At 70.2% G+C, this 18,058-nt stretch carries 22 protein-coding genes; 10 read left to right on the top strand and 12 right to left on the bottom strand.

Annotated elements, in window-relative coordinates:
• The first annotated feature begins 76 nt into the window (after window positions 1-76).
• Together AC3A6J_RS03065 and AC3A6J_RS03060 are read left to right on the top strand one after the other, a co-directional pair.
• On the top strand, window positions 77-433 hold the full coding sequence (locus AC3A6J_RS03065; RefSeq protein ID WP_487858422.1) for a hypothetical protein: 357 nt from the start codon (window positions 77-79) through the stop codon (window positions 431-433).
• A gap of 5 nt (window positions 434-438) precedes the next feature.
• Window positions 439-777, top strand: coding sequence for a YnfA family protein (locus AC3A6J_RS03060; RefSeq protein WP_487858421.1), 339 nt, complete (start codon window positions 439-441; stop codon window positions 775-777).
• A gap of 10 nt (window positions 778-787) precedes the next feature.
• Here AC3A6J_RS03060 and AC3A6J_RS03055 read toward each other — a convergent pair whose 3' ends face one another.
• Complete coding sequence (locus tag AC3A6J_RS03055; protein WP_487858420.1) at window positions 788-1,678, bottom strand: universal stress protein; 891 nt, start codon at window positions 1,676-1,678, stop codon at window positions 788-790.
• 375 nt (window positions 1,679-2,053) lie between these two features.
• Window positions 2,054-2,644 carry an NADPH-dependent FMN reductase gene (locus AC3A6J_RS03050; protein WP_487858419.1) on the bottom strand — a complete coding sequence of 197 codons (591 nt, stop codon included), beginning with the start codon at window positions 2,642-2,644 and terminating at the stop codon, window positions 2,054-2,056.
• A gap of 130 nt (window positions 2,645-2,774) precedes the next feature.
• Between AC3A6J_RS03050 and AC3A6J_RS03045 the strand changes: the two genes are divergently transcribed.
• Complete coding sequence (locus AC3A6J_RS03045; RefSeq protein ID WP_487858418.1) at window positions 2,775-3,593, top strand: hypothetical protein; 819 nt, start codon at window positions 2,775-2,777, stop codon at window positions 3,591-3,593.
• A gap of 6 nt (window positions 3,594-3,599) precedes the next feature.
• Here the strand turns inward: AC3A6J_RS03045 and AC3A6J_RS03040 are convergent, their stop codons facing one another.
• The 3 genes from AC3A6J_RS03040 to pbpC form a co-directional block, all read right to left on the bottom strand.
• Window positions 3,600-4,877 carry a CynX/NimT family MFS transporter gene (locus AC3A6J_RS03040; RefSeq protein WP_487858417.1) on the bottom strand — a complete coding sequence of 426 codons (1,278 nt, stop codon included), beginning with the start codon at window positions 4,875-4,877 and terminating at the stop codon, window positions 3,600-3,602.
• Window positions 4,878-4,888: 11 nt separating this feature from the next.
• The gene (locus AC3A6J_RS03035) at window positions 4,889-5,569 is read right to left on the bottom strand and encodes a FadR/GntR family transcriptional regulator (protein ID WP_487858416.1); all 681 of its coding nucleotides are present in this window, start codon (window positions 5,567-5,569) and stop codon (window positions 4,889-4,891) included.
• Window positions 5,570-5,671: 102 nt separating this feature from the next.
• On the bottom strand, window positions 5,672-7,864 hold the full coding sequence (gene pbpC / locus AC3A6J_RS03030; RefSeq protein WP_487858415.1) for a penicillin-binding protein 1C: 2,193 nt from the start codon (window positions 7,862-7,864) through the stop codon (window positions 5,672-5,674).
• 317 nt (window positions 7,865-8,181) lie between these two features.
• On the opposite strand from pbpC, the gene AC3A6J_RS03025 reads away from it, so the two are divergent.
• Window positions 8,182-8,394, top strand: coding sequence for a thrombospondin type 3 repeat-containing protein (locus AC3A6J_RS03025; RefSeq protein ID WP_487858414.1), 213 nt, complete (start codon window positions 8,182-8,184; stop codon window positions 8,392-8,394).
• Between the two features lie 6 nt (window positions 8,395-8,400).
• Here the strand turns inward: AC3A6J_RS03025 and AC3A6J_RS03020 are convergent, their stop codons facing one another.
• The 7 genes from AC3A6J_RS03020 to AC3A6J_RS02990 are packed head-to-tail and all read right to left on the bottom strand — an operon-like array spanning window position 8,401 to window position 13,744.
• Window positions 8,401-9,027 carry a LysE family translocator gene (locus AC3A6J_RS03020; protein WP_487858413.1) on the bottom strand — a complete coding sequence of 209 codons (627 nt, stop codon included), beginning with the start codon at window positions 9,025-9,027 and terminating at the stop codon, window positions 8,401-8,403.
• A 26-nt stretch (window positions 9,028-9,053) separates the two neighbouring features.
• On the bottom strand, window positions 9,054-9,323 hold the full coding sequence (locus AC3A6J_RS03015; RefSeq protein ID WP_487858412.1) for a DUF2277 domain-containing protein: 270 nt from the start codon (window positions 9,321-9,323) through the stop codon (window positions 9,054-9,056).
• A 35-nt stretch (window positions 9,324-9,358) separates the two neighbouring features.
• Window positions 9,359-10,423 carry a tRNA 2-selenouridine(34) synthase MnmH gene (gene mnmH / locus AC3A6J_RS03010; protein ID WP_487858411.1) on the bottom strand — a complete coding sequence of 355 codons (1,065 nt, stop codon included), beginning with the start codon at window positions 10,421-10,423 and terminating at the stop codon, window positions 9,359-9,361.
• A complete protein-coding gene (gene phnE, locus AC3A6J_RS03005) occupies window positions 10,416-11,198 on the bottom strand; it encodes a phosphonate ABC transporter, permease protein PhnE (protein ID WP_487858410.1) in 783 nt (260 codons plus the stop codon). Before phnE ends, mnmH begins: the two co-directional genes overlap by 8 nt.
• Window positions 11,195-12,025 (bottom strand): PhnE/PtxC family ABC transporter permease, encoded by an 831-nt coding sequence (locus tag AC3A6J_RS03000; RefSeq protein ID WP_487858409.1) that lies wholly within the window; start codon window positions 12,023-12,025, stop codon window positions 11,195-11,197. Before AC3A6J_RS03000 ends, phnE begins: the two co-directional genes overlap by 4 nt.
• Entirely contained in the window at window positions 12,022-12,852 is an 831-nt protein-coding gene (locus tag AC3A6J_RS02995) for a phosphonate ABC transporter ATP-binding protein (protein WP_487858408.1), read from the bottom strand. The genes AC3A6J_RS03000 and AC3A6J_RS02995 overlap by 4 nt, the downstream gene beginning before the upstream one ends.
• 34 nt (window positions 12,853-12,886) lie before the next feature.
• Entirely contained in the window at window positions 12,887-13,744 is an 858-nt protein-coding gene (locus AC3A6J_RS02990) for a putative selenate ABC transporter substrate-binding protein (RefSeq protein ID WP_487858407.1), read from the bottom strand.
• 98 nt (window positions 13,745-13,842) lie between these two features.
• Here AC3A6J_RS02990 and selD point away from each other — a divergent pair, with 98 nt between their 5' ends.
• The 6 genes from selD to AC3A6J_RS02960 all read left to right on the top strand — a co-directional run bounded on the left by selD (window position 13,843) and on the right by AC3A6J_RS02960 (window position 18,054).
• Window positions 13,843-14,919, top strand: a complete 1,077-nt coding sequence (gene selD / locus AC3A6J_RS02985) for a selenide, water dikinase SelD (RefSeq protein ID WP_487858406.1) — start codon at window positions 13,843-13,845, stop codon at window positions 14,917-14,919.
• Window positions 14,916-15,431 carry a DUF4124 domain-containing protein gene (locus tag AC3A6J_RS02980; RefSeq protein ID WP_487858405.1) on the top strand — a complete coding sequence of 172 codons (516 nt, stop codon included), beginning with the start codon at window positions 14,916-14,918 and terminating at the stop codon, window positions 15,429-15,431. Before selD ends, AC3A6J_RS02980 begins: the two co-directional genes overlap by 4 nt.
• Before the next feature lie 13 nt (window positions 15,432-15,444).
• Entirely contained in the window at window positions 15,445-15,894 is a 450-nt protein-coding gene (locus AC3A6J_RS02975; RefSeq protein WP_487858404.1) for a ribonuclease HI family protein, read from the top strand.
• Window positions 15,895-15,978: 84 nt separating this feature from the next.
• Window positions 15,979-16,227 carry a DUF3297 family protein gene (locus AC3A6J_RS02970; protein WP_487858403.1) on the top strand — a complete coding sequence of 83 codons (249 nt, stop codon included), beginning with the start codon at window positions 15,979-15,981 and terminating at the stop codon, window positions 16,225-16,227.
• Window positions 16,228-16,415: 188 nt separating this feature from the next.
• Window positions 16,416-16,703: a helix-turn-helix domain-containing protein gene (locus AC3A6J_RS02965; protein ID WP_487858402.1), complete on the top strand. Its 288-nt coding sequence runs from the start codon at window positions 16,416-16,418 to the stop codon at window positions 16,701-16,703.
• The gene (locus tag AC3A6J_RS02960; RefSeq protein WP_487858401.1) at window positions 16,690-18,054 is read left to right on the top strand and encodes a HipA domain-containing protein; all 1,365 of its coding nucleotides are present in this window, start codon (window positions 16,690-16,692) and stop codon (window positions 18,052-18,054) included. The genes AC3A6J_RS02965 and AC3A6J_RS02960 overlap by 14 nt, the downstream gene beginning before the upstream one ends.
• Window positions 18,055-18,058 lie beyond the last annotated feature (4 nt).

Here is an 18,058-nt window from a genome sequence, read left to right as displayed (position 1 = left end):
TCGTCGACGTGACGCTCCGTTGCTCGGATACGATCCGTGCCGACGCGCTCTTTTCACAGCGCCACGGTTCGACGACATGATCACCGCCCTCTACTACTTTCTGATGCTCCTGCTTGGATTCGCCTGGTACAAATACGGGCAGAAACAGCTCCGCAAGGGGCGCTGGAACGAGAACGGCGAACGCAACGAAGGGGTCGCGGGGCCGGTGGGCTTGCTGATGGCCGCTGCGCTGGCCTGCTACTTCCTGTTCGAGTTCGCACGCGCGCTGGTCAGGGGTGAAGTGCCATGCGTCGGCAAGGCCTGCAAGATGCAGGTCTACACCTTGGCAACGAATGCTGGCGACTACTGGGCCAACATGTTCTTCCTTGCCTGGTTGGTGCTCGGTTTGGGCTATGCGGTGTACGTCACGCTCAAGATCTGGTTTCGGGACTAGGCGCCATGGACGTTCTCAAGACCTTCGGCCTCTTCATCGTCACCGCGCTGGCCGAAATCGTCGGCTGCTACCTGCCTTACCTTTGGCTCAAGCAAGGCCGCTCGGCCTGGCTGCTGGTGCCGGCGGCACTGAGCCTGGCGCTTTTCGCGTGGCTGCTGTCGCTCCATCCGACGGCCGCGGGCCGCGTGTATGCGGCGTACGGCGGGGTCTACATCGGCGTCGCCATCCTGTGGCTCTGGGCCGTGGACAAGGTAACGCCGTCCACGAGCGACTGGGTCGGCGTGGCGGTGTGCTTCATCGGCATGGCGATCATCATGTTCGGACCGCGCGGCGCGGGGCGCTGAGGCGGCGGATTCAGTCCATCCGCACCTCGCGCCTGAAGCGCGCCTGCCGTCGGGCGATGGCGTCGTGCGGCACCACGAGCACGTCGCTCGCGGCCCCGCGAAGCACGCGCTGCGCCACGCTGCCGCAGAGAAAGTCCACGAGCGCTGCACGCCTGCGCTTGCCGACCACCAGCAGGTCTGCGCGGGTGTACTGCTGCTGCACGGCCAACTGGCGCGCGGGGTCGCCGCGCCCGACAGACGAGACTACGCGGTTGCGGCGCGCACTCGACGCGTCCGACAGCCGCAGCAGCCGCTCGCGCGCATGGCGTGCGCAGGTCTCGCGGTAGTGCTCGATGATGCGCGTCGACACGTCGGCGTAGCGCAGCTTGCCTTCGTACGCGGGGCTGAAGGCGTGGAACATCTCGACCTCGGCCGCGCCATCGAAGGCGCAGGCCATGTCGACCAGCGCGCCCGCGTCTCGCCGCAGATCGACCGCGACGAGGATGCGCGCGTAGCCGCCCGCCGCCGCAGCAGCAGCGAGCCGGCTCACCAGCACGGGCTTGGCCGCGCTGCGCAGCAGGCGCTCCGCGGGCTGGCCGTGGAAGAACGACGCAGGTGAACGGTCGACCTCGTCGCCGATCACGATCAGGTCGCACCAGCGCGCCTCTTCCGCGGCGGCATCGAACCGTCCGCTGGCATCGTCGACCTTCTTCACGAGGATGCCGAAGCCCTCGGCCGTCTCGAGGCAGAGCGCGCCAAGGCGTTGGGCCGCGTCGGCATCGGCCGGCGCCGCGAAGGCCGCGGGCGCATACATGATCTTCAGCAGAGCGCCGTGCGCCTGCGCAAGGAAGGCCGCGCGCGCCACGGTGCGCAGGCCGCGCACGGACAGGTCCGTCAGCGCGAGGATGGATTGGATGTTCATCGGTGCTCTTTCCGCATGGCAAGGCCGCCGCGGCCGCACCCGCCTGCATGGAGGCGATGCGGCCGCGAACAGCGGGAGAAATCAGCTTGGAAAAAAGCGCGGCATGCCCGCAGAAAGGGGCGCGCCACCGCGCGGGGCGGGTGCCCGGCGGTCGATGTGAATGCTGAAAAAGAGAAGGGGGAGGCTGACCGCCGGGCTCAGGGATGTGCGAGGGTCTGGTGCGACCCCGCCATCATCCGCACGGTGAAGACCGTGCGCGATGTGTCGCGGATGGGAGCTTGGCGTTGCATGGCGCCGAGTGTAGGAAAGCCCGCGCGCAAAGGCAATGAGAGGCCTCACGTTCTCTGCCAGATTGCGCGGGCGATCCGCGCGTGCTCAGTAAGGCGGTGCCTTGCGCGAGCGCTGCGCGCGTGCCGCTTCGGTCCACCATGCGAGGTCGTCGGCAAAGCGGCCGAAGGCGCGGTCCAGCGACTCGCCCGCGCTGCCCGTGGGCTTGGCTGCCGCATCGAGCGTCTGCGAGATCGGCCCGACGGCGAGCGTGCTCGACACCACGACCATGCCCATTTCCGACAGGATCGAATGCCAGGCCGTGCCCGAGCGCACGCCCGAGAAACGCCCCGCCGAGTAGCTCGCGATGGCCGCGGGGCGCCAGAACCATTCCTCGAGGAAGTGGTCGGTGAGGTTCTTCAGGCCCGGTTGCGGTCCCCAGTTGTATTCGCCTGTGACGAAGACGAAGGCGTCGGCGGCCTTGATCTTCTGTGCCAGGGCTTCCATGGCCGGCGGTGCGCTGCCCTTGGGATATTCCTTGTACATGCGGTCGAGCATCGGCAGCCCGACGGCCTGGGCGTCGACGAGTTCGGCGTCGGCACCGCGCGCACGCAGCCCGGCGACCAGGTAGTCGGCCAGCCGGATGCCCATGCGGTCCGAGCGGTACGAGCCATAGAGAACCAGGATCCTGTCGGTCATGCGTCGTCGCTCCATGCGTTGCGGGCCACGGCGGCCCACGGCAAAGGCTACCCCATCGGTGCGGGCAGTGGGTAGCCTGGCATTATTTGGTAGCAGCATCTTTGCCATCGCGTCGCTACCATTGCCGGCGATGAACCAGCCGCCCGCCTTTCTCCCCGCTGCTGCTTCGGCGCTGCCGATGCTCCTTGCCTTGTCGATGGCCGCCGGCCCGGCGCTGGCGGCAACGCCATCGGCCCAGGTGTTCGTCGCGGTGCAGAAGCCCGAGGCGGTCGATCCGGACTGGCGCGTGCGCCTTTGCGCGCTGCTGCCCCAGCCCTGCGTCGCGCAGGCGCTGGGGCTGTACAAGCCGCGTGGCGGCGCCGCAGGCGACTATGCGGTGGTCTCGGTCGAGCCGCTTGCCATTGCGCGTGTGCAGCGCGGCGGCAGCGGCAAAGGCGCGGGCGGCTGGCAGCTGCAGCGGCTGCACGACTTCAGCGGCTATGCCGAAGCCATCCGCAAGGACTCTGGCAACCCGATGTCGGGGGCAGACCTGTCGCTCTCGCCCGCGCTCTATCCCGTGGCCGAGGGCCAGTGGGCCGTGGCCGTGGTGCAGACAATGTCGGAGTCGTATTCGGGCGGCGGCGCCGCGTTCAGCAAGGCCGATTTCGTGCCGCTCGAAGGCACGCGCATGGTGGCCGAGGGCATTCCTTTTTCGTGCACGAAGATGGTCCGCGCCTGCTTCAGCGAGAAGGAATACAAGCAGTCGAAGCACTGCCACGACGAGAGCAGCGGCAGCCTTCGCATCACCTACGGCGAACCGGCGCGGCCCGGCGAGCCCTACCGCTGGCAATACACATGGCTGCAGAGCGACTGGCCGGCGCATGCGCCCGCGAACGCCGCCACCACCTCGCGCCTGCACTTTGCCGCCACCACGACCGAGCGGGTCGGGTTCTGCGGCGGGCCGCAGTAGCCGAGACTAGCGCCGCGGTACCGTCACCGCGCCCACGTAGAGCGTGCGGCCCGCGCCGAGGCCGGCCAGCACCAGCGCAATGCCGAGCCCGACGAAGAGCCAGGCCGACGCGCGGAAGCTGCCGGTCCAGCCGTGCAGCAGGCCTGCGACGAGCGGACCGAGCGCGGCCACCATGTAGCCCACGCCCTGCGCCATGCCCGAGAGATGGGCCGCGACGTGCGAATCACGCGAGCGCAGCACGATCATCGTGAGCGCGAGCGCGAAGGTGCCGCCTTGCGAGATGCCCAACAGCACGCCCCAGAGCCACACGCCGCCGAGCGGCGCGATGAGCATTGCGAGCATGGCCGCCACGGTCAGCAGCGAGAGCACCGCCGCGAGCGCGCGCTGGTTGCGCAGCCGCACCGCGAGCGCGGGCACGACGAGGCAGGTCACCACCTGCGTCATGACCGAGAGCGACACCACGTAGCCGGCCACTTCGCTGCCGAGCCCGCGCTCGCGCAGGATCGGCGCGAGCCAGCCCATCACGATGTACGCGAGCGCCGACTGCAAGCCCATGAAGAAGGTGACCTGCCAGGCCAGCGGGTCGCGCCAGAGGCCGCGCACCGCGAAGCCCGATTCGCTCGCCACCGGTTCCAGCGGCAGTGCCTGCGGCGCCCAGAGCAGCGTGACCAGCAACGCGGGCACCGCCCACATCGCAAGTGCGCCGGTCCAGCCGCCGCCGAGCGCATGCTCGAGCGGCACCGTCAGGCCCGCGGCACTGGCCGCACCGCCGCAGACTGCCATGGTGTAGAGGCCCATCATCAGCGCCGCGTGCCGCGCGAAGTCGCGCTTGACCAGGCCCGACAGCAGCACGTTCGCCACCGCGATGCCGCTGCCCGCAATGGCCGATGCGACGAACAGCAGCGGGATGCTGCCGATGCCGCGCAGCGCGGTGCCCACCAAGATCAGCAGCATGCAGCCGAGCAGCGTGCGCTCGGTGCCGAAGCGCCGGCCGAGCCAGGGCGCGAGCGGCGCGAACGCGCCGAGGCAGACGATGGGCAGCGTGGTCAACAGGCTCGCGGCCGTGGCCGAAAGGCCCGTGGCCTGGATGATCTCGGGCAGCACCACCGAGAGGCTCGCAAACACCGGGCGCAGGTTGAAGGCGATCAGTACGACGCTGGCGCCGAGCAGGATGCGGCGCGCCAGGCTCGGTGCGGGCGTGGCGCGCGGTGCGGGCAGGCTGTCGGCCTCGGCGTCGATCAGCAACTCCCTCGCCGCCACCGGTTGCATGGGGGCCGTGCTCATGGATGCGGCGCTCATTCCGCCTCCCGCGCGAGCGCGTCGATCATCGGCGACAGGAAGGTGCGCACCGCCTCGGCCGCGCGGTCGGGATCGCGGCTCGCGATGGCATCGACGATCGCGCCGTGCGCCGCGCTGTCGGGCTCGGGCAGGGCGGTGTGCATCGTGCTGGCGATGGTCTCCTTGATGTAGCCGCCGATGAAGCGGCAGGTCTCGGCCAGCGCAAGATTGCCCGAGATGTCGACGATCGCGAGGTGGAAGGCGAGGTCGCGCTCGACGAAGGCCGCGCCGCCGTCGCCGGCATCGGGCACGCCACGTTTGGCGAGCAGGGCCTTGAGGTTGCGCAGGTCCTTGGCGGTATGGCGCACGGCCGCGAGGCGCGCGGCCTCGACCTCGAGCGCTCGGCGCACCTCGAACTGGTCGCGCAGGCTCGCGCGACGCAGCTTCTGCAGGCTGGCCGACGGATCGAACCCCGAGCGCACGTAGGTGCCGGAGCCCTGCCGCACTTCGAGCAGGCCGCGCGAGACCAGCGTCTTGACCGCTTCGCGCACGGTGCCGCGGCTCACGCCGAGCAACTGCGCGAGCTGCGGTTCGATCGGGATGCGCGAGCCGACCGGCCAGCGGCCGGCCGCGATCTCGGCGCGGATGCTGTTGGCCGCGCTGTCGGCCAGGGAAGTGCGAGGTGCCTGCAGGAGCATGGATGCGAAGAAGAGAAAGGGGGCGAACGACCCGGTGGGTCATTGAATCATTGGATGAATTCTGGCCGAGCCGGAATGCCGCAGTCGGCGGCAGGGCAATTGTTAACGCCGGCTTGCGCTCTTGGCGAGCACGCCGGCGCCGCGCACCTCGAGTCGGCGCCGGTCGACCACCTTGCCCGTGGCGTCCACCAGTTCGATCACGTGGCGGCCCGGCCAGGGCAGCCATTGCGCACTGTTGCCGCGCGCGAACGGCTTGCCGTCGAGGTGCCACTGCACGCCGCGGCCTTCGGACTCGAAGCGCACGCGCTGATGCAACGGCGGGATGTCGGGGTCGAGCGCGATGATGGTGCCGTCGGCCGGCGCGGTGATGCGCGCAGGCACTGCGCCCGCGGGTGCGCCGGTGCTGCCGGTGTCGAGTGCGAAGAGCGGCTGTTCGGTGCCCTGCACGAACCATTCGCTGCGTGCGGCTTCGAGCGCATTGCCGTCTTCGCCCGCGCCGAAAGCCACCTGCGCCGCGACCACGCCGGCCGGCGGGCGCGGCGCGCGGCTCGGTTCGCGCGCATGCAGGAAGCGCATCAGCTCGGCCCACACCGGCGCCGCGCCGGTGGTGCCGCTCACGTCCCACATCGCCGCGCCGCTCGCATTGCCGACCCACACGCCGACCGTGTAGCGCTCGGACCAGCCCACGGCCCAGTTGTCGCGCATGTCCTTGCTGGTGCCGGTCTTGACCGCGGTCCAGAAGCGTGTGGAAAGCAGGCTGTCGGGCCCGAAGGTGCGCATGCGTGCATTCGGATCGGACAGGATGTCACCGACGATGAAGGCCGCACGCGGATCGAACACCGGCGCAACGGGCTTGCGCACGGCGGCAGGCGCGCGCGCGACCAGCGTCGTCGGCCCGTGGCGCCCGCCGTTGGCGAGTGCGCGGTAGGCATTGGCCAGCGACAGCAGCGACACCTCGGCGCTGCCGAGTGCGAGGCTGTAGCCGTAGTAGTCGCCGCTCTCGCGCAGCGGCAGGCCTGCGGCGCGCAGCTGGCGCGCGAAGGATTCGGGCGACACCATCACCAGGGTGCGCACGGCCGGCACGTTGAGCGATGCGGCCAGCGCGGTGCGCACCGACACCGGCCCCTTGAACCGGCGGTCGTAGTTCTGCGGAATGTAGAGCCCGCTGGCGGTGCCGATCTGCGCCGATGAATCGTCGATCAGCGACGCGGCCGTGATGCGCCGCTCGGCGATGGCCTGCGCATAGAGCAGCGGCTTGAGCGTGGAGCCCGGCTGGCGCAGCGCGGTGACCGCATCCACTTCGGCCGCCTGGCTCAGCGGCCCCGACGAGCCGACCCACGCCAGCACTTCGCCGCTCGCGTTGTCGAGCACCACGAGCGCGCCGTCTTCCACATGGCGGCCGCGCAGCTCCTTCAGGTGGCGCTGCAGCGTCTCGAGCGCAAAGCGCTGCAGCGGCGCGCGCAACGTGGTCCGCACGCTGGCGTCGTCCTCGCGCCCGGTCGCGGCGGACTCGCGCAAGTCCCTCAGCGCGCGGCGTGCGGCATGCGGCGCGATGCCCTCGCTCGCATCGAAGGCGCGCCGCTGCACCGCGGCGCTGGTGAACATGTCGAGCGCCTCGCAGTCGATCTTTTCGCCCGGCGCCATGGCTCGCATGACGTCGCAGGCGCGCTGCGCCACGACCGCCGGCTTGGCATTGGGCGCGCGCACCAGCGCGGCGGCCACGCTGGCCTCGCGCGCATCGAGCCCGCTCGGCGCCTTGCCGAACAGCGTGCGCGAGAGTGCATCGATGCCCACGATCTCGCCGCGGAACGGCACGCTGTTGAGGTAGGCCTCGAGGATCTGGTCTTTGCGCCAGCTGCGTTCCAGCTGCGCGGCTGCCACCGTCTGGCCGATCTTCTGCGACAGGGTGCGGCCGCTGTTGGCGCGGCGCAGGTCCTCGTCGAGCAGGCCGGCGAGCTGCATCGTGATGGTCGATGCGCCGCGCGTGCGCGTGTTCCAGAGATTGCCCCAGGCCGCCGACGAGACCGCGCGCCAGTCGACGCCGCTGTGCTCGTAGAAGCGCCGGTCCTCGCTCAGCACCATGGCCGTGCGCAGCGCGGGCGACACGTCGGCCAGCGCGATCCACTGGCCGCGCCGCACGCTGGCGTCGGTGCGCACGCGCTGCAGCAACTCGCCGTGGCGGTCGAGCACCGCCGTGTCCGACGGCCGGAAGCCGCGCTTCACCTCGTCGAAGCGCATCACCGCCGCGGCGGTGGGTACCGCGTGCGCGCATGCCACGGCAGCCACCAGCGCCATGGCGAGGCGGCGGTGTCGGGCGAGGAGGGGCGGGCGGTACGGCATGGAAAAAGAAGCGTGCGAGCAAGGCGCTGCGCGCCATTCTCGGCCAAACGCCCGACGATCCCGCCACGGGAACTGCACCTACCCCGAAACAGGCGCGCCGCTGCCTTCGCCTGGGCGGCCAAATGTCCAAAGTCGCAACACGCACCACATCCGGTAACGAACTTCACGTGCGAGCCTCACAGCGGATACCGCGTCGAGACGGAGGTGGACTTCAATGCGGATTCGGTTTGCCGCAGCGCAGGCCGGCTTCCCACAACGCCAAGGAGAAAATCATGAACAAGACATTGCCCCTTCTGCTGGTCGCATCGGCCGTGCTGGCCGGCTGCGTCGTCGCCCCCGCCTACGACCGTCCGCCGCCGCCGCGCCCGGCCCATGGCGATCGGGACCGCGACCGCGACGGTGTGCCCAACCGCTATGACCGCGACCGCGACAACGACGGCGTGCCGAACCGCTACGACCGCCGGCCGAACAATCCGAACCGCTGAGGCGGCTCAGGCGGGCCGGCGTGCCAACAATGCCCAGACGCCGGCCGCGCTCAGCAGCGAACCGCCCGCAAGGTTGAAGCGCCTCTGCGCACGCGGCGAGGCCAGCAACCTGCGCGCCGATCCCGCGAACACCGCATAGAGCGTGGCGTTCAGCGCCGCCATCGCCACGAAGGTGATCGCCAGCACCCACAGCTGGCGCGTCACGTCGGCTGCGGGGCTCAGGAACTGCGGCAGGAAGGCCACGAAGAACACGATGCCCTTGGGATTGAGTGCCGTCACGAGGTAGGTGTTGGCGAACAGCCGCCAACGCGAATCGGGCGCGGCCGGGGCCGCGATGTCAGTGTTGCCGATGCCGGCGCGCAGCAGCTTGATGCCGAGATAGAGCAGGTACAACCCGCCCGCCCATTTCACCACCGTGAACCAGAACGCAGAGGCCGCCAGCAGGGCGCCGAGGCCGAGCAGCGACACCACCAGCGCAGTGGAGTCGCCCAGTGCCACCGCCGCGACCAGCGGCACGTTGGCGCGCCGGCCGTGCGACATGGAGTAGCTGATGACCGTGAGGATGGTTGGCCCCGGGATGACCAGCAGCACGGCCGAGGCGGCGACGAAGGCGAGCCAGAGTTCGATGGGCATGGGTGTTTTTCTCCAGTGAAGAACGTTCAGGTGCCGAAGCGCGCCGCCGACCTGGCCTTCGCGCGCTCGGCCTCGATGGCCCGGTCGCGCGGCTCGGCGCTCGTGACCAGCGCGCCGATCAGCCGTCCGGCGCTCGCGGCCACCTCGTCGACTGCGCGCTCGAAGGCCTGCTCGTTGGCCTTCGACGGCACGCTGAAGCCGCTGAGCTTGCGCACGAACTGCAGTGCGGCGGCGCGGATCTCCTGCTCGGTGGCGGGCGGCTCGAAGTTGTACAGGGTCTTGATGCTTCTACACATGGGTGATTCGCTCCAGTCCTGAAGGGGCGGCGGCGCTAGCCGAGGCGAAGGATCGCGTCGGCCACCGCCTCGATGCCCGCCTCCGTGAGATCGGGCGCCGCGACCTGCCGGCGCTGCGGCCATTGCGCGAAGTGCCGCGCCTGCGAGCGCTCGTAGTGCGGATCGTAGTGAAGCGCCATCAGTTCGGCAAACAGCGGCGCGAGCGCGCCTTCGAACGCCCATTGCTGCCAGCGCTCGACCACGGCCTTGCCCTGCATCTCCTTGAGCTTGCCCAATTGGGCGGCGAGCGCCTCGCGGTCGTCGCCGAGGTAGGCGTAGTCGCGCAGCAGGTAATCGAGGCGCGCCGCGGCATCGGCCTGCACCTCGATGCAGGCGGCCGCGCGCATCTGGGCGACCAGCGGGATGGGCACCGACAGCCTGCCGATGCGCGCGCTCTCGCCTTCCACGTACACCGTGCGCGCGAGGTCGAGCGTCTCGAAGCAGGTGGCGATGCGGGTCTCGAACTGCTTCTGCGAAGGTTGCGGCACGCCGGGCAGCGCGCCGAGCAGCGAGCCCTTGTGGCTCGCATGGTGCTCCAGGTCGAGCACCTGCGCACCGCGCGCGGCCAGCGCCTGCAGAACGCGCGTCTTGGCGCTTCCGGTGGCGCCGCAGATCACCTGCAGCTGCAGTTGGGGCACGGCGGCCTCGATCTGCGCGAGCACGTGGTGGCGGTAGCTCTTGTAGCCGCCCGCGAGCTGCTGCGCGTCCCAGCCGACCAGGCGCAGCCAGGTGACCATCGAGCCGCTGCGCAGCCCGCCGCGCCAGCAATACACCAGCGGGCGCCAGCTGGGGGGCTGCTCGCCGAAGCGTTCGCGCAGGTGCCGCGCAAGGTTGGCCGCCACCATCGCGCCGCCCACGCGCCGCGCCTCGAAGGCGCCGGTCTGCTTGTAGATGGTGCCGACGATGCGGCGCTCCTCGTCGTCGAGCACCGGGCAATTGATGGCGCCGGGAATGTGGTCGAGCGCGAACTCCGAGGGCGAGCGCGCGTCGATGATGGTGTCGAAGCGCGGCAGGTCGGCCACGCGCGTCGGCTGGTGGCGGGGGTTGGGATGGTCAGGCATGGGCATGTCCCAGGGTAGCGCGCAACCGGCCGCTCGCGAGATCGACCAGCGCCACCAGCGCGAACATGGCGATCAGTACCGTCATGGCTTGCTGCTGCTGAAAGATCGACAGGTGGAAATAGAGCAGCTGGCCGAGCCCGCCGCCGCCGACGAAGCCGAGCACGGCCGCCATCCGGATGTTCATTTCCCAACGATACAGCGCATAGGCCACCCACTGCGGCACCACCAGCGGCAGGCTGCCGTAGCCGAAGGCGGCCACGGCGCCGGCGCCGCCGAGGGCGAGCGCCTGTTCGGGTTCGCGCGGCGCGTTCTCGAGGCTTTCGGCGAACAGGCGGCCGAGCACGCCCGCGGTGTGCAGCGCCAGCGCGAGCGCGCCCGCGAACGGCCCGATGCCCGCGGCCAGCACCATGAGCGCGGCCCACACGAGTTCGGGCACGCTGCGCAGCAGGTTGAGCACGAAGCGCGTTGCGTGGCGCAGCACCGCGCCCGCACGGCCCGCGGCCGCCAGCGCGAGCACCGCACCGGCCGCGGCCGCGAGCACCGTGCCGAGCGCCGAGACGGCCAGTGTCTGCAGCGCGCCCCAGCCGACCTTGGCGAGAAAGCCGCGCGACAGGTCGGGCGGAAAGAACTCGCGCACGAAGCGGCCCATGAAGCGCAGCGATTCGCCGCTCGCGAGCGCGCTGTAGTCGACGCCGAGGTAGACGAAGCTCGCCACCACCGCCACGAGGATCGAGAGCGCGGCCACGCGGCAGCGCACGCACACCGGTGCCTTCATGCCAGCAGCCTCCGCAGCGCATGGCTCAGCGCATCGGCCAGCAGCACGAGAAGCAGGAACACCAGCAGGATGCTGCTGGCTTCGCCGCCGTTGAGCATCTTCATCGACTGGTCCATCAACTGGCCGAGCCCGCCGGCACCGACGAAACCCATCACCACCGAGGCGCGCACCGCGCATTCCCAGCGGTACACGGTGTACGACGCCAGCTCCTGCGCGGTGTTGGGCAACAGGCCGTAGCACAGCGCCGCGATGCGCCCGCTGCCGCCTTCGAGCAGCGCGCGCGCGGGGCGCGTGTCGGTCGATTCGAGGATCTCTGCGTAGACCTTGCCGAGCATGCCGCCGTAGGTGATGGCGAGCGCGAGCACGCCCGCACCCGGGCCGAGGCCGAGCGCGCGCACGAAGAGCAGGGCCCAGACGATCTCGGGAATGGCGCGCAGCACCATCAGCACCAGCCGGCCCGATTGCCGCAGCACCGCGCCCAGCTTGCGGCCGGGCCCGGGGCCGATGCGCGAAACCGACAGCGCGCGCGTGGTCGCAAAGGCCAGCGGCACGGCGATGACGAACGCCAATGCGGTGCCGGCCGTGGCCATGGCCAGGGTCTCGAGCGTGGCGCGGCCCAGCAGCACCAGGAAAGAGGGCGCGGTTTCGGGCGGCAGGAAGCCCGCGAGAAAGCCACCGACCACCGAGAGGTTGCCCGGCGCGAACAGCGCGGAGGGATTGAACTCGGCCAGTTGCAGCATGGGCCAGGCGATGGCGAGCGCGAGCAGCGTCCAGCCCAGGCGCGCGCGCGCCTGCGGATCGCGCGTGGGTAAAAACGCTGCGCTCACGGACAGTCCGGCGGCACGAAGGCCGGCTCGCGCAGCGCATTCACGGCCTGCGGCGCCTGCGCGGCGGCGCGCGCGGCCTGCAGCCCGCCTTCGCTCGCATAGAGCGCGTCGAGCATGGCGGCGTCGACGTCGCCCGCGGGCAGATCGAACATCACGCGGCCATCGCGCATGCCGACGATGCGCGGAAACCGGCGCAGCGCCAGGTCCACCGCATGCAGCGACGCGACCAGCGTGGCGCCGGTGGCCTCGGCCTGTGCGACCAGTTCATGCACGGTGGCCTCGGCCAGCGTCGGGTCGAGCGCGGAGACCGGCTCGTCGGCCAGCAACAGCGCGGGCCGCTGGTAGAGCACGCGGGCCACGCCCACGCGCTGCAGCTGGCCGCCCGAGAGGCGATCGCAGCGTTCGAACAGCCGGTCTTCGAGCGCGAGGCGCGACAGCACCGCATGCGCGCCCGCGATGTCCGAAGGGCGCAGCAGCGAAGCGATCGCCCGCGCGGTCGACCACTGGCCGAGCCGGCCCGACAGCACGGCCGTGACCACGCGCAACCGCGGCGCGATCGGCGGCGCCTGGTGCACGGTGCCGATGCGCGCGCGCAGTTTGCGCAGCGCGGCGGCGTCGAGCTGCCAGGGCGATGCGTCGAGCAGCCGCACGCTGCCTTCGGTCGGGCGCAGCGCGGCGCCGAGCACGCGCAGCAGCGTGGTCTTGCCGGCGCCCGACGGGCCGATCACGGCCATGCGCTCGCCGGCGCGTGCGGCGAGCGACACCCCGGCCAGCGCGCGCTGGCCATTCGGATGCACCATGCCGACGGCGTCTATCGAGAAGCTCACGCGAAGCGGCCTTCCGTGCGTTGGCTGCTGCCGCTTACTTGATCAGGCCCGCCGACTTGCCCGCTGCCTCGATGCCGTCGTAGTTCGACGACTTGGTGGGCACGAACTTGCTTGCGCGCTGCAGCGCCATGATCTCCTTGTGCGACGGGTTCGAGGGGTCGAGCTTGAGGAAGGCGTCGGTGATCTTCTGGGTGAGGGCGGGATCGAGCCCGGGGCGCACGGTCCAGTTGTAGTCGTAGTAGGTGGGGGTGGTGGCGAGCACGCGCACCTTGGCGGCGTTCGGGTTCTTCGTCTCGACCAGCTTGTCCCAGACCGAGGCGTTCAGCACGCCGGCCTCGGCGCGCGCGGCGGCCACGAAGGCGACGGTGGCGTCGTGCGCGCCCGAGAAGGCGACGGTCTTGAAGTCTTTCTCGGGGTTGATGCCGGCCTGCATCAGGAAGTAGCGCGGCATCAGGCTGCCCGAGGTGGAGGAGGGCGCACCGAACGCGAAGGTCTTGCCTTTCAGGTCGGCCAGCGTCTTGGCGGTGCTGTCGATCGGCACGATGAACTTGCTCGTGAACACCTCGTCCTCGGCGCGCTGCACGATCGGAACCGCGCCGCCCTGCGTGCGGATGCGCGCCTGCACGAAGGTGAAGCCGCCGAGCCAGGCGAGGTCGATCTTGTTCGTCGCGAGGCCCTCGACCACGGCGGCATAGTCCGTCACGGGCGTGAACTGCACCTGGAGCCCGGTTTCCTTCTTCAGGTAGTCGCCGAGCGGCGTGAACTTGCGCTGCAGTTCGGTCGGCGCTTCGTCTGGAATGGCGGACACGCGCAGCACCTTGCCCTGGGCCGAGGCACCGAGGGCGGCGACGGTGAGCGAAAGCGCAAGGGCAATGCGAAGAAAGGGCTTCATGGGGGAAATGGACGCAACAGGGCGCCTGGAGAACGCGGAGCCCTCGATTGTAGAAACCCGCAGGCGGCGCCCGGGGCGCGCCGCTTCGATAATGCGGCATGACCGACACACCGACGACGTCCCCTCTCAATCCGCTTGCGCCGCTGCGGCTCACGAGCTTCTCGCACGGCGGCGGCTGCGGCTGCAAGATCGCGCCGGGCGTGCTCTCCGAGATCCTGAAGAACAGCGGCGCCGGGCTGATCCCGCAGGAGCTGATGGTGGGCATCGAGACCGCCGACGACGCGGCCGTCTACCGGCTCAACGATCGCCAGGCGCTGATTGCGACCACCGACTTCTTCATGCCCATCGTCGACGATCCCTACGAGTTCGGCCGCATCGCCGCGACCAACGCGATCAGCGACGTCTACGCCATGGGCGGCCGGCCGATCATGGCGCTGGCGCTGGTGGCCATGCCGGTCGACCAATTGCCGCTGGCGGTGATCGGCGAGATCGTGCGCGGCGGCCAGGACGTGTGCCGCGCGGCGGGCATCCCGATCGCGGGCGGCCACACCATCGATTCGGTCGAGCCGATCTACGGCCTCGTCGCGATGGGGCTGGTCGATCCGGCACACGTCAAGCGCAATGCCGCGGCCCGGGCGGGCGACGTGCTGGTGCTCGGCAAGCCGCTCGGTGTGGGCGTGCTGTCGGCGGCGCTCAAGAAGGAGCAGCTGCCGCTCGCGGGCTACCGCCAGCTCATCGACAACGCCACCCGGCTCAACACGCCGGGCATGGCGCTGGCACCGATGCCGGGCGTGCACGCAATGACCGATGTCACCGGCTTCGGCCTGGCCGGCCACACGCTCGAACTGGCGCGCGGCGCGGGGCTCACCGCCGTCATCGACTGGGCGCAGGTGCCGCTGCTCGACGGCGTGGCCGCGATGGTGGCCGAAGGCTTCGTGACCGGCGCCTCGGGCCGCAACTGGGACGGCTATGGCGCCGGGGTCGAACTGGCGCCCGGCCTGCCCGCCACCGCGCAGGCGCTGCTGACCGATCCGCAGACCTCGGGCGGGCTGCTCGTGAGCTGCGCGCCAGAGGCCGTCGACGCGGTGCTCGGCGTGTTCCGCGACGAAGGCTTCGCGCAGGCCGCGGTCATCGGACACATGGCGCAGGGGCCCGCCGGCCTGCGCGTTGCATGATGCGCACGCGGCGCTTGTTCCTCTTCATGGCGGCCGTCGCCGCGGTGGCCGCTTTCGGCCCGCAGGCGCAGGCGGCCGACGTGGTGCGCTGCACCGATGCGGGCGGACGCATCATCTACACCGATGGCCCGTGCCCGCCCGGCAGCCAGCTGTCGCGTCAGGTGCCGATCAGCGAGCCGCTCTCGGTCGTGCCTGCGCCCGGTTCGGCCGGCGAAGCACGCCGGCCGGCGGCCACGCCGCCAGCGCCACCACAAGCACCGCCGGCACCTCCGGCAAGCCCGCCGGCCGCTGCCGCACCGCAGGGGCCGGCGATCATTCCGCGCTACGCCGACGAGCGCACCCCGCCGCCGCCGCCCGAGCCGCCGCTCTACGGCTGGGGGCCCGATCCGTACTACGACGGCGGGCGCCCGATCGTGCGTCCTCCGAGGCCGCCACGGCCGGTGGATCCGGGCCCGCCGCCGGGCAAGCGGCCCTGCGCAAACCTCGCAGGCATCCAGCGCGGCAACTGCTGAAGAGCACGCAGCGTTGACGACGCCCGCCTGGACCGTCTACTGCGACGGCAGCGCCATGCCGAACCCGGGCCGCATGGGCGCCGGCGCCGTCATCACCGCGCCCGACGGCACCCGCCATGCGCTGTCGCAGGCGAGCCATGCGGTCGGCTGCAACAACGAGGCCGAACTGCGCGCGCTCACGCTCGCGCTGGGCGAACTGAAGGCGCTGGGCGCGACCGCCGTGCGGGCCTATACCGACAACAGCATCCTCGTGGAGCAACTCGGCGGCGCCGCAGCGCGCCCGATCGTGCGCCTGGCGGCGCTCTACGAAGCGGCCCGTGCACTGCTCGCCTCGTTCGAGGAAGCGAGCCTGCAGTGGGTGCCGAGACACCGCAACCACGAAGCCGATGCGCTGGCGCGCGCTTCGCTGGGGTTCGGCCCCAAGCCGCCGCCCAAGGCAGGCAAGAAGGCCAGGCGGCGCTAGACGCGGTGGGCGAGGGCCTATCATGCGCGTCCGTCGCCGCGCACTCGTTTGCCGCGGCCCTCGACTTGAAAGACGCATTCACCGATGACCGATACCGCCGCCCTGCCGCCCCTTCCCGACCACCTCTCCACCGATCCGCGCAGCCCGCACCATGTGCCGGCCGTGTTCGAGCACGACATCGGCATCCGCTTCAACGACAAGGAGCGTGGCGACGTGGAGGAATACTGCATCAGCGAAGGCTGGATCAAGGTGCCCGCGGGCAAGACGGTGGACCGCAAGGGCAAGCCGCTGCTGATCAAGCTCAAGGGCCGTGTCGAGGCGTTCTACCGCTGAGTGCCGTCGATCGCGTCCCGAGAGGGTTGTTTCGGAATTTCGGAAATATTTTCTCGTTTATTGCAATGAACGCCATTGTTTCGGATTTTCAGAAATTCTCACCGTTCAGGTCGCCAGGAACATAGAATTTCGGTTTTTCAGAAACCAGGTGTGCTGATCCGTCGCACGCCGCATGACTGGAAGACCAAATGACCGGAACGCGTGAAGAAGCGGTGCTTGTCGATGCAGCTGGAGCGCTTGGCCCGTACGTGAAGGCCGTGCGCAAGGGGCAGCGGTTGCGCATCGACGATGCTGCAGGCCTCGTTGGCGTCTCGGTGGACACGCTGTCGCGGCTGGAGAACGGCGTTGGCGCCGTTCGGCTCGACAAGCTGCTCGTCGTGCTCGATGGCCTGGGCCTGGCCATGCTCGTGGGCCCCAAGGAGGCGCTGGCCGGCATGGTGCCAGACCCCGAAGCGCTGCGCGATGAACGCGGCTGAGGGCGCCGTGCTTCGGCTGCTGGTCAGCCATGGCAATGAAGAGCGGGTGGGCGAACTCACCTTCACGCCTCGTGAAGACCGATGGAGCTTCTCTTACGACGAGACCTGGCGACGGAAGAAGCTTTTCCAGCTTTCGCCGGCCCTGCCGTGGCAAGCGCCCGAAGGCGGCTACGACTCGAACGCCATCCGGCGCTTCATCGTCAACCTGTTTCCCGAGGGGGCGCCGCTGCGCGCGGCCATCGAACAGCTGCACATCACCCCGGGGAATGCTTTCGCGCTGTTGCGCAGCATGGGCGGCGAGACCACGGGCGCGCTGGAGTTTCATGCCCCCGATCAAGCGCCGCCCGCGCGCGTGCAAGCCCGGGCGCTGCCGCGCGCGGAGCTCCACGAACGGATCGTCCAGGCGGAGCCAGGTGATCTCGCGGTCTGGGACGGCAGGCTGCGCATGTCCATCGCCGGCTACCAGGACAAGCTCGTCGTCTTCGCGGCCCACGATCCGGGACTGGACCCGGATGCGGCGATGTGGCTGCCCGAACCGCCGCTTGCATCGACCTACATCCTGAAGCCGCAGCCCCGCACCGATCGCACGCCCCACCTGGTGGTCAACGAGCACTACTGCATGCGCCTGGCGGCCAGCTACACGGATGCGGTGGCGCACGTCTCGGTCATGCGATTGCCCACCCCGGTCCTGGTCGTCGAACGCTTCGACCGCCGACGCACGGCAGAAGGAAGCCGCGACGAAGTTCGCAAGCTGCACGTGATCGACGCGTGCCAGGCCTGCGACATGTCGGTGGATGCGAAGTACGAACGCCATCTCGGCCATGCCGGCGAACTGGCCAGCTACCGCGACGGCATGAGCCTGCGCAGGCTCTTCGGCATCGAGAAGTTCCTGCGGCGGCCGGCGAGGGCGAAGCTGGAGATGCTGCGCTGGGTGCTCTTCCAATGGGTCATCGGCAACGCCGACGCCCACGGAAAGAACTTCTCCTTCTTCGTGCACGGCGAATTGCTCGAGCCGTCGCCCTGGTACGACCTCGTCAGCGTCGAACGGTATCCCCACCTGGACCACAGCTATGCCATGGCCGTGGGCGATGCGTTCGGCTGGGACGAACTCACGCCTTTCAATCTGGCGTACTTCGCGCATCAGTGCGGCATCGGCAGGACGCTCCTGCAGCGCGAGGCCGCGCGGCTTGCCCGTGCGATGTCGAATGCGGGATCGGTGCTCGACGCGCAGGGCTACACCGACGAGGAAAGGGATTTCCTGCTGCCGATCTGCGAGATGGTGCAGGAACGCAGCCGAGCCCTGGTGGAGCGCGCGAAGGCGGCGGCCGTCTTCGCCGCCGGCCACTTCTAGGTAC

The sequence above is a fragment of the Variovorax sp. Soil_C_39 genome, assembly GCF_057656815.1.
This window is presented reverse-complemented; position numbering and strand designations above follow the sequence as displayed.

Bases quoted from the DNA above. Each gene is read 5' to 3' on its own strand.
- mnmH (WP_487858411.1), bottom strand. From the start codon at position 10,423: ATGCCTGACCATCCCAACCCCCGCCACCAGCCGACGCGCGTGGCCGAC.
- AC3A6J_RS02980 (WP_487858405.1), top strand. From the start codon at position 14,916: ATGATGCGCACGCGGCGCTTGTTCCTCTTCATGGCGGCCGTCGCCGCG.
- AC3A6J_RS03015 (WP_487858412.1), bottom strand. From the start codon at position 9,323: ATGTGTAGAAGCATCAAGACCCTGTACAACTTCGAGCCGCCCGCCACC.
- AC3A6J_RS02960 (WP_487858401.1), top strand. From the start codon at position 16,690: ATGAACGCGGCTGAGGGCGCCGTGCTTCGGCTGCTGGTCAGCCATGGC.
- AC3A6J_RS02970 (WP_487858403.1), top strand. From the start codon at position 15,979: ATGACCGATACCGCCGCCCTGCCGCCCCTTCCCGACCACCTCTCCACC.
- AC3A6J_RS03020 (WP_487858413.1), bottom strand. From the start codon at position 9,027: ATGCCCATCGAACTCTGGCTCGCCTTCGTCGCCGCCTCGGCCGTGCTG.
- selD (WP_487858406.1), top strand. From the start codon at position 13,843: ATGACCGACACACCGACGACGTCCCCTCTCAATCCGCTTGCGCCGCTG.
- phnE (WP_487858410.1), bottom strand. From the start codon at position 11,198: ATGAAGGCACCGGTGTGCGTGCGCTGCCGCGTGGCCGCGCTCTCGATC.
- AC3A6J_RS03065 (WP_487858422.1), top strand. From the start codon at position 77: ATGATCACCGCCCTCTACTACTTTCTGATGCTCCTGCTTGGATTCGCC.
- AC3A6J_RS03060 (WP_487858421.1), top strand. From the start codon at position 439: ATGGACGTTCTCAAGACCTTCGGCCTCTTCATCGTCACCGCGCTGGCC.
- pbpC (WP_487858415.1), bottom strand. From the start codon at position 7,864: ATGGCGCTGGTGGCTGCCGTGGCATGCGCGCACGCGGTACCCACCGCC.
- AC3A6J_RS03045 (WP_487858418.1), top strand. From the start codon at position 2,775: ATGAACCAGCCGCCCGCCTTTCTCCCCGCTGCTGCTTCGGCGCTGCCG.
- AC3A6J_RS03040 (WP_487858417.1), bottom strand. From the start codon at position 4,877: ATGAGCACGGCCCCCATGCAACCGGTGGCGGCGAGGGAGTTGCTGATC.
- AC3A6J_RS03035 (WP_487858416.1), bottom strand. From the start codon at position 5,569: ATGCTCCTGCAGGCACCTCGCACTTCCCTGGCCGACAGCGCGGCCAAC.
- AC3A6J_RS03050 (WP_487858419.1), bottom strand. From the start codon at position 2,644: ATGACCGACAGGATCCTGGTTCTCTATGGCTCGTACCGCTCGGACCGC.
- AC3A6J_RS02965 (WP_487858402.1), top strand. From the start codon at position 16,416: ATGACCGGAACGCGTGAAGAAGCGGTGCTTGTCGATGCAGCTGGAGCG.
- AC3A6J_RS03025 (WP_487858414.1), top strand. From the start codon at position 8,182: ATGAACAAGACATTGCCCCTTCTGCTGGTCGCATCGGCCGTGCTGGCC.
- AC3A6J_RS03055 (WP_487858420.1), bottom strand. From the start codon at position 1,678: ATGAACATCCAATCCATCCTCGCGCTGACGGACCTGTCCGTGCGCGGC.
- AC3A6J_RS02990 (WP_487858407.1), bottom strand. From the start codon at position 13,744: ATGAAGCCCTTTCTTCGCATTGCCCTTGCGCTTTCGCTCACCGTCGCC.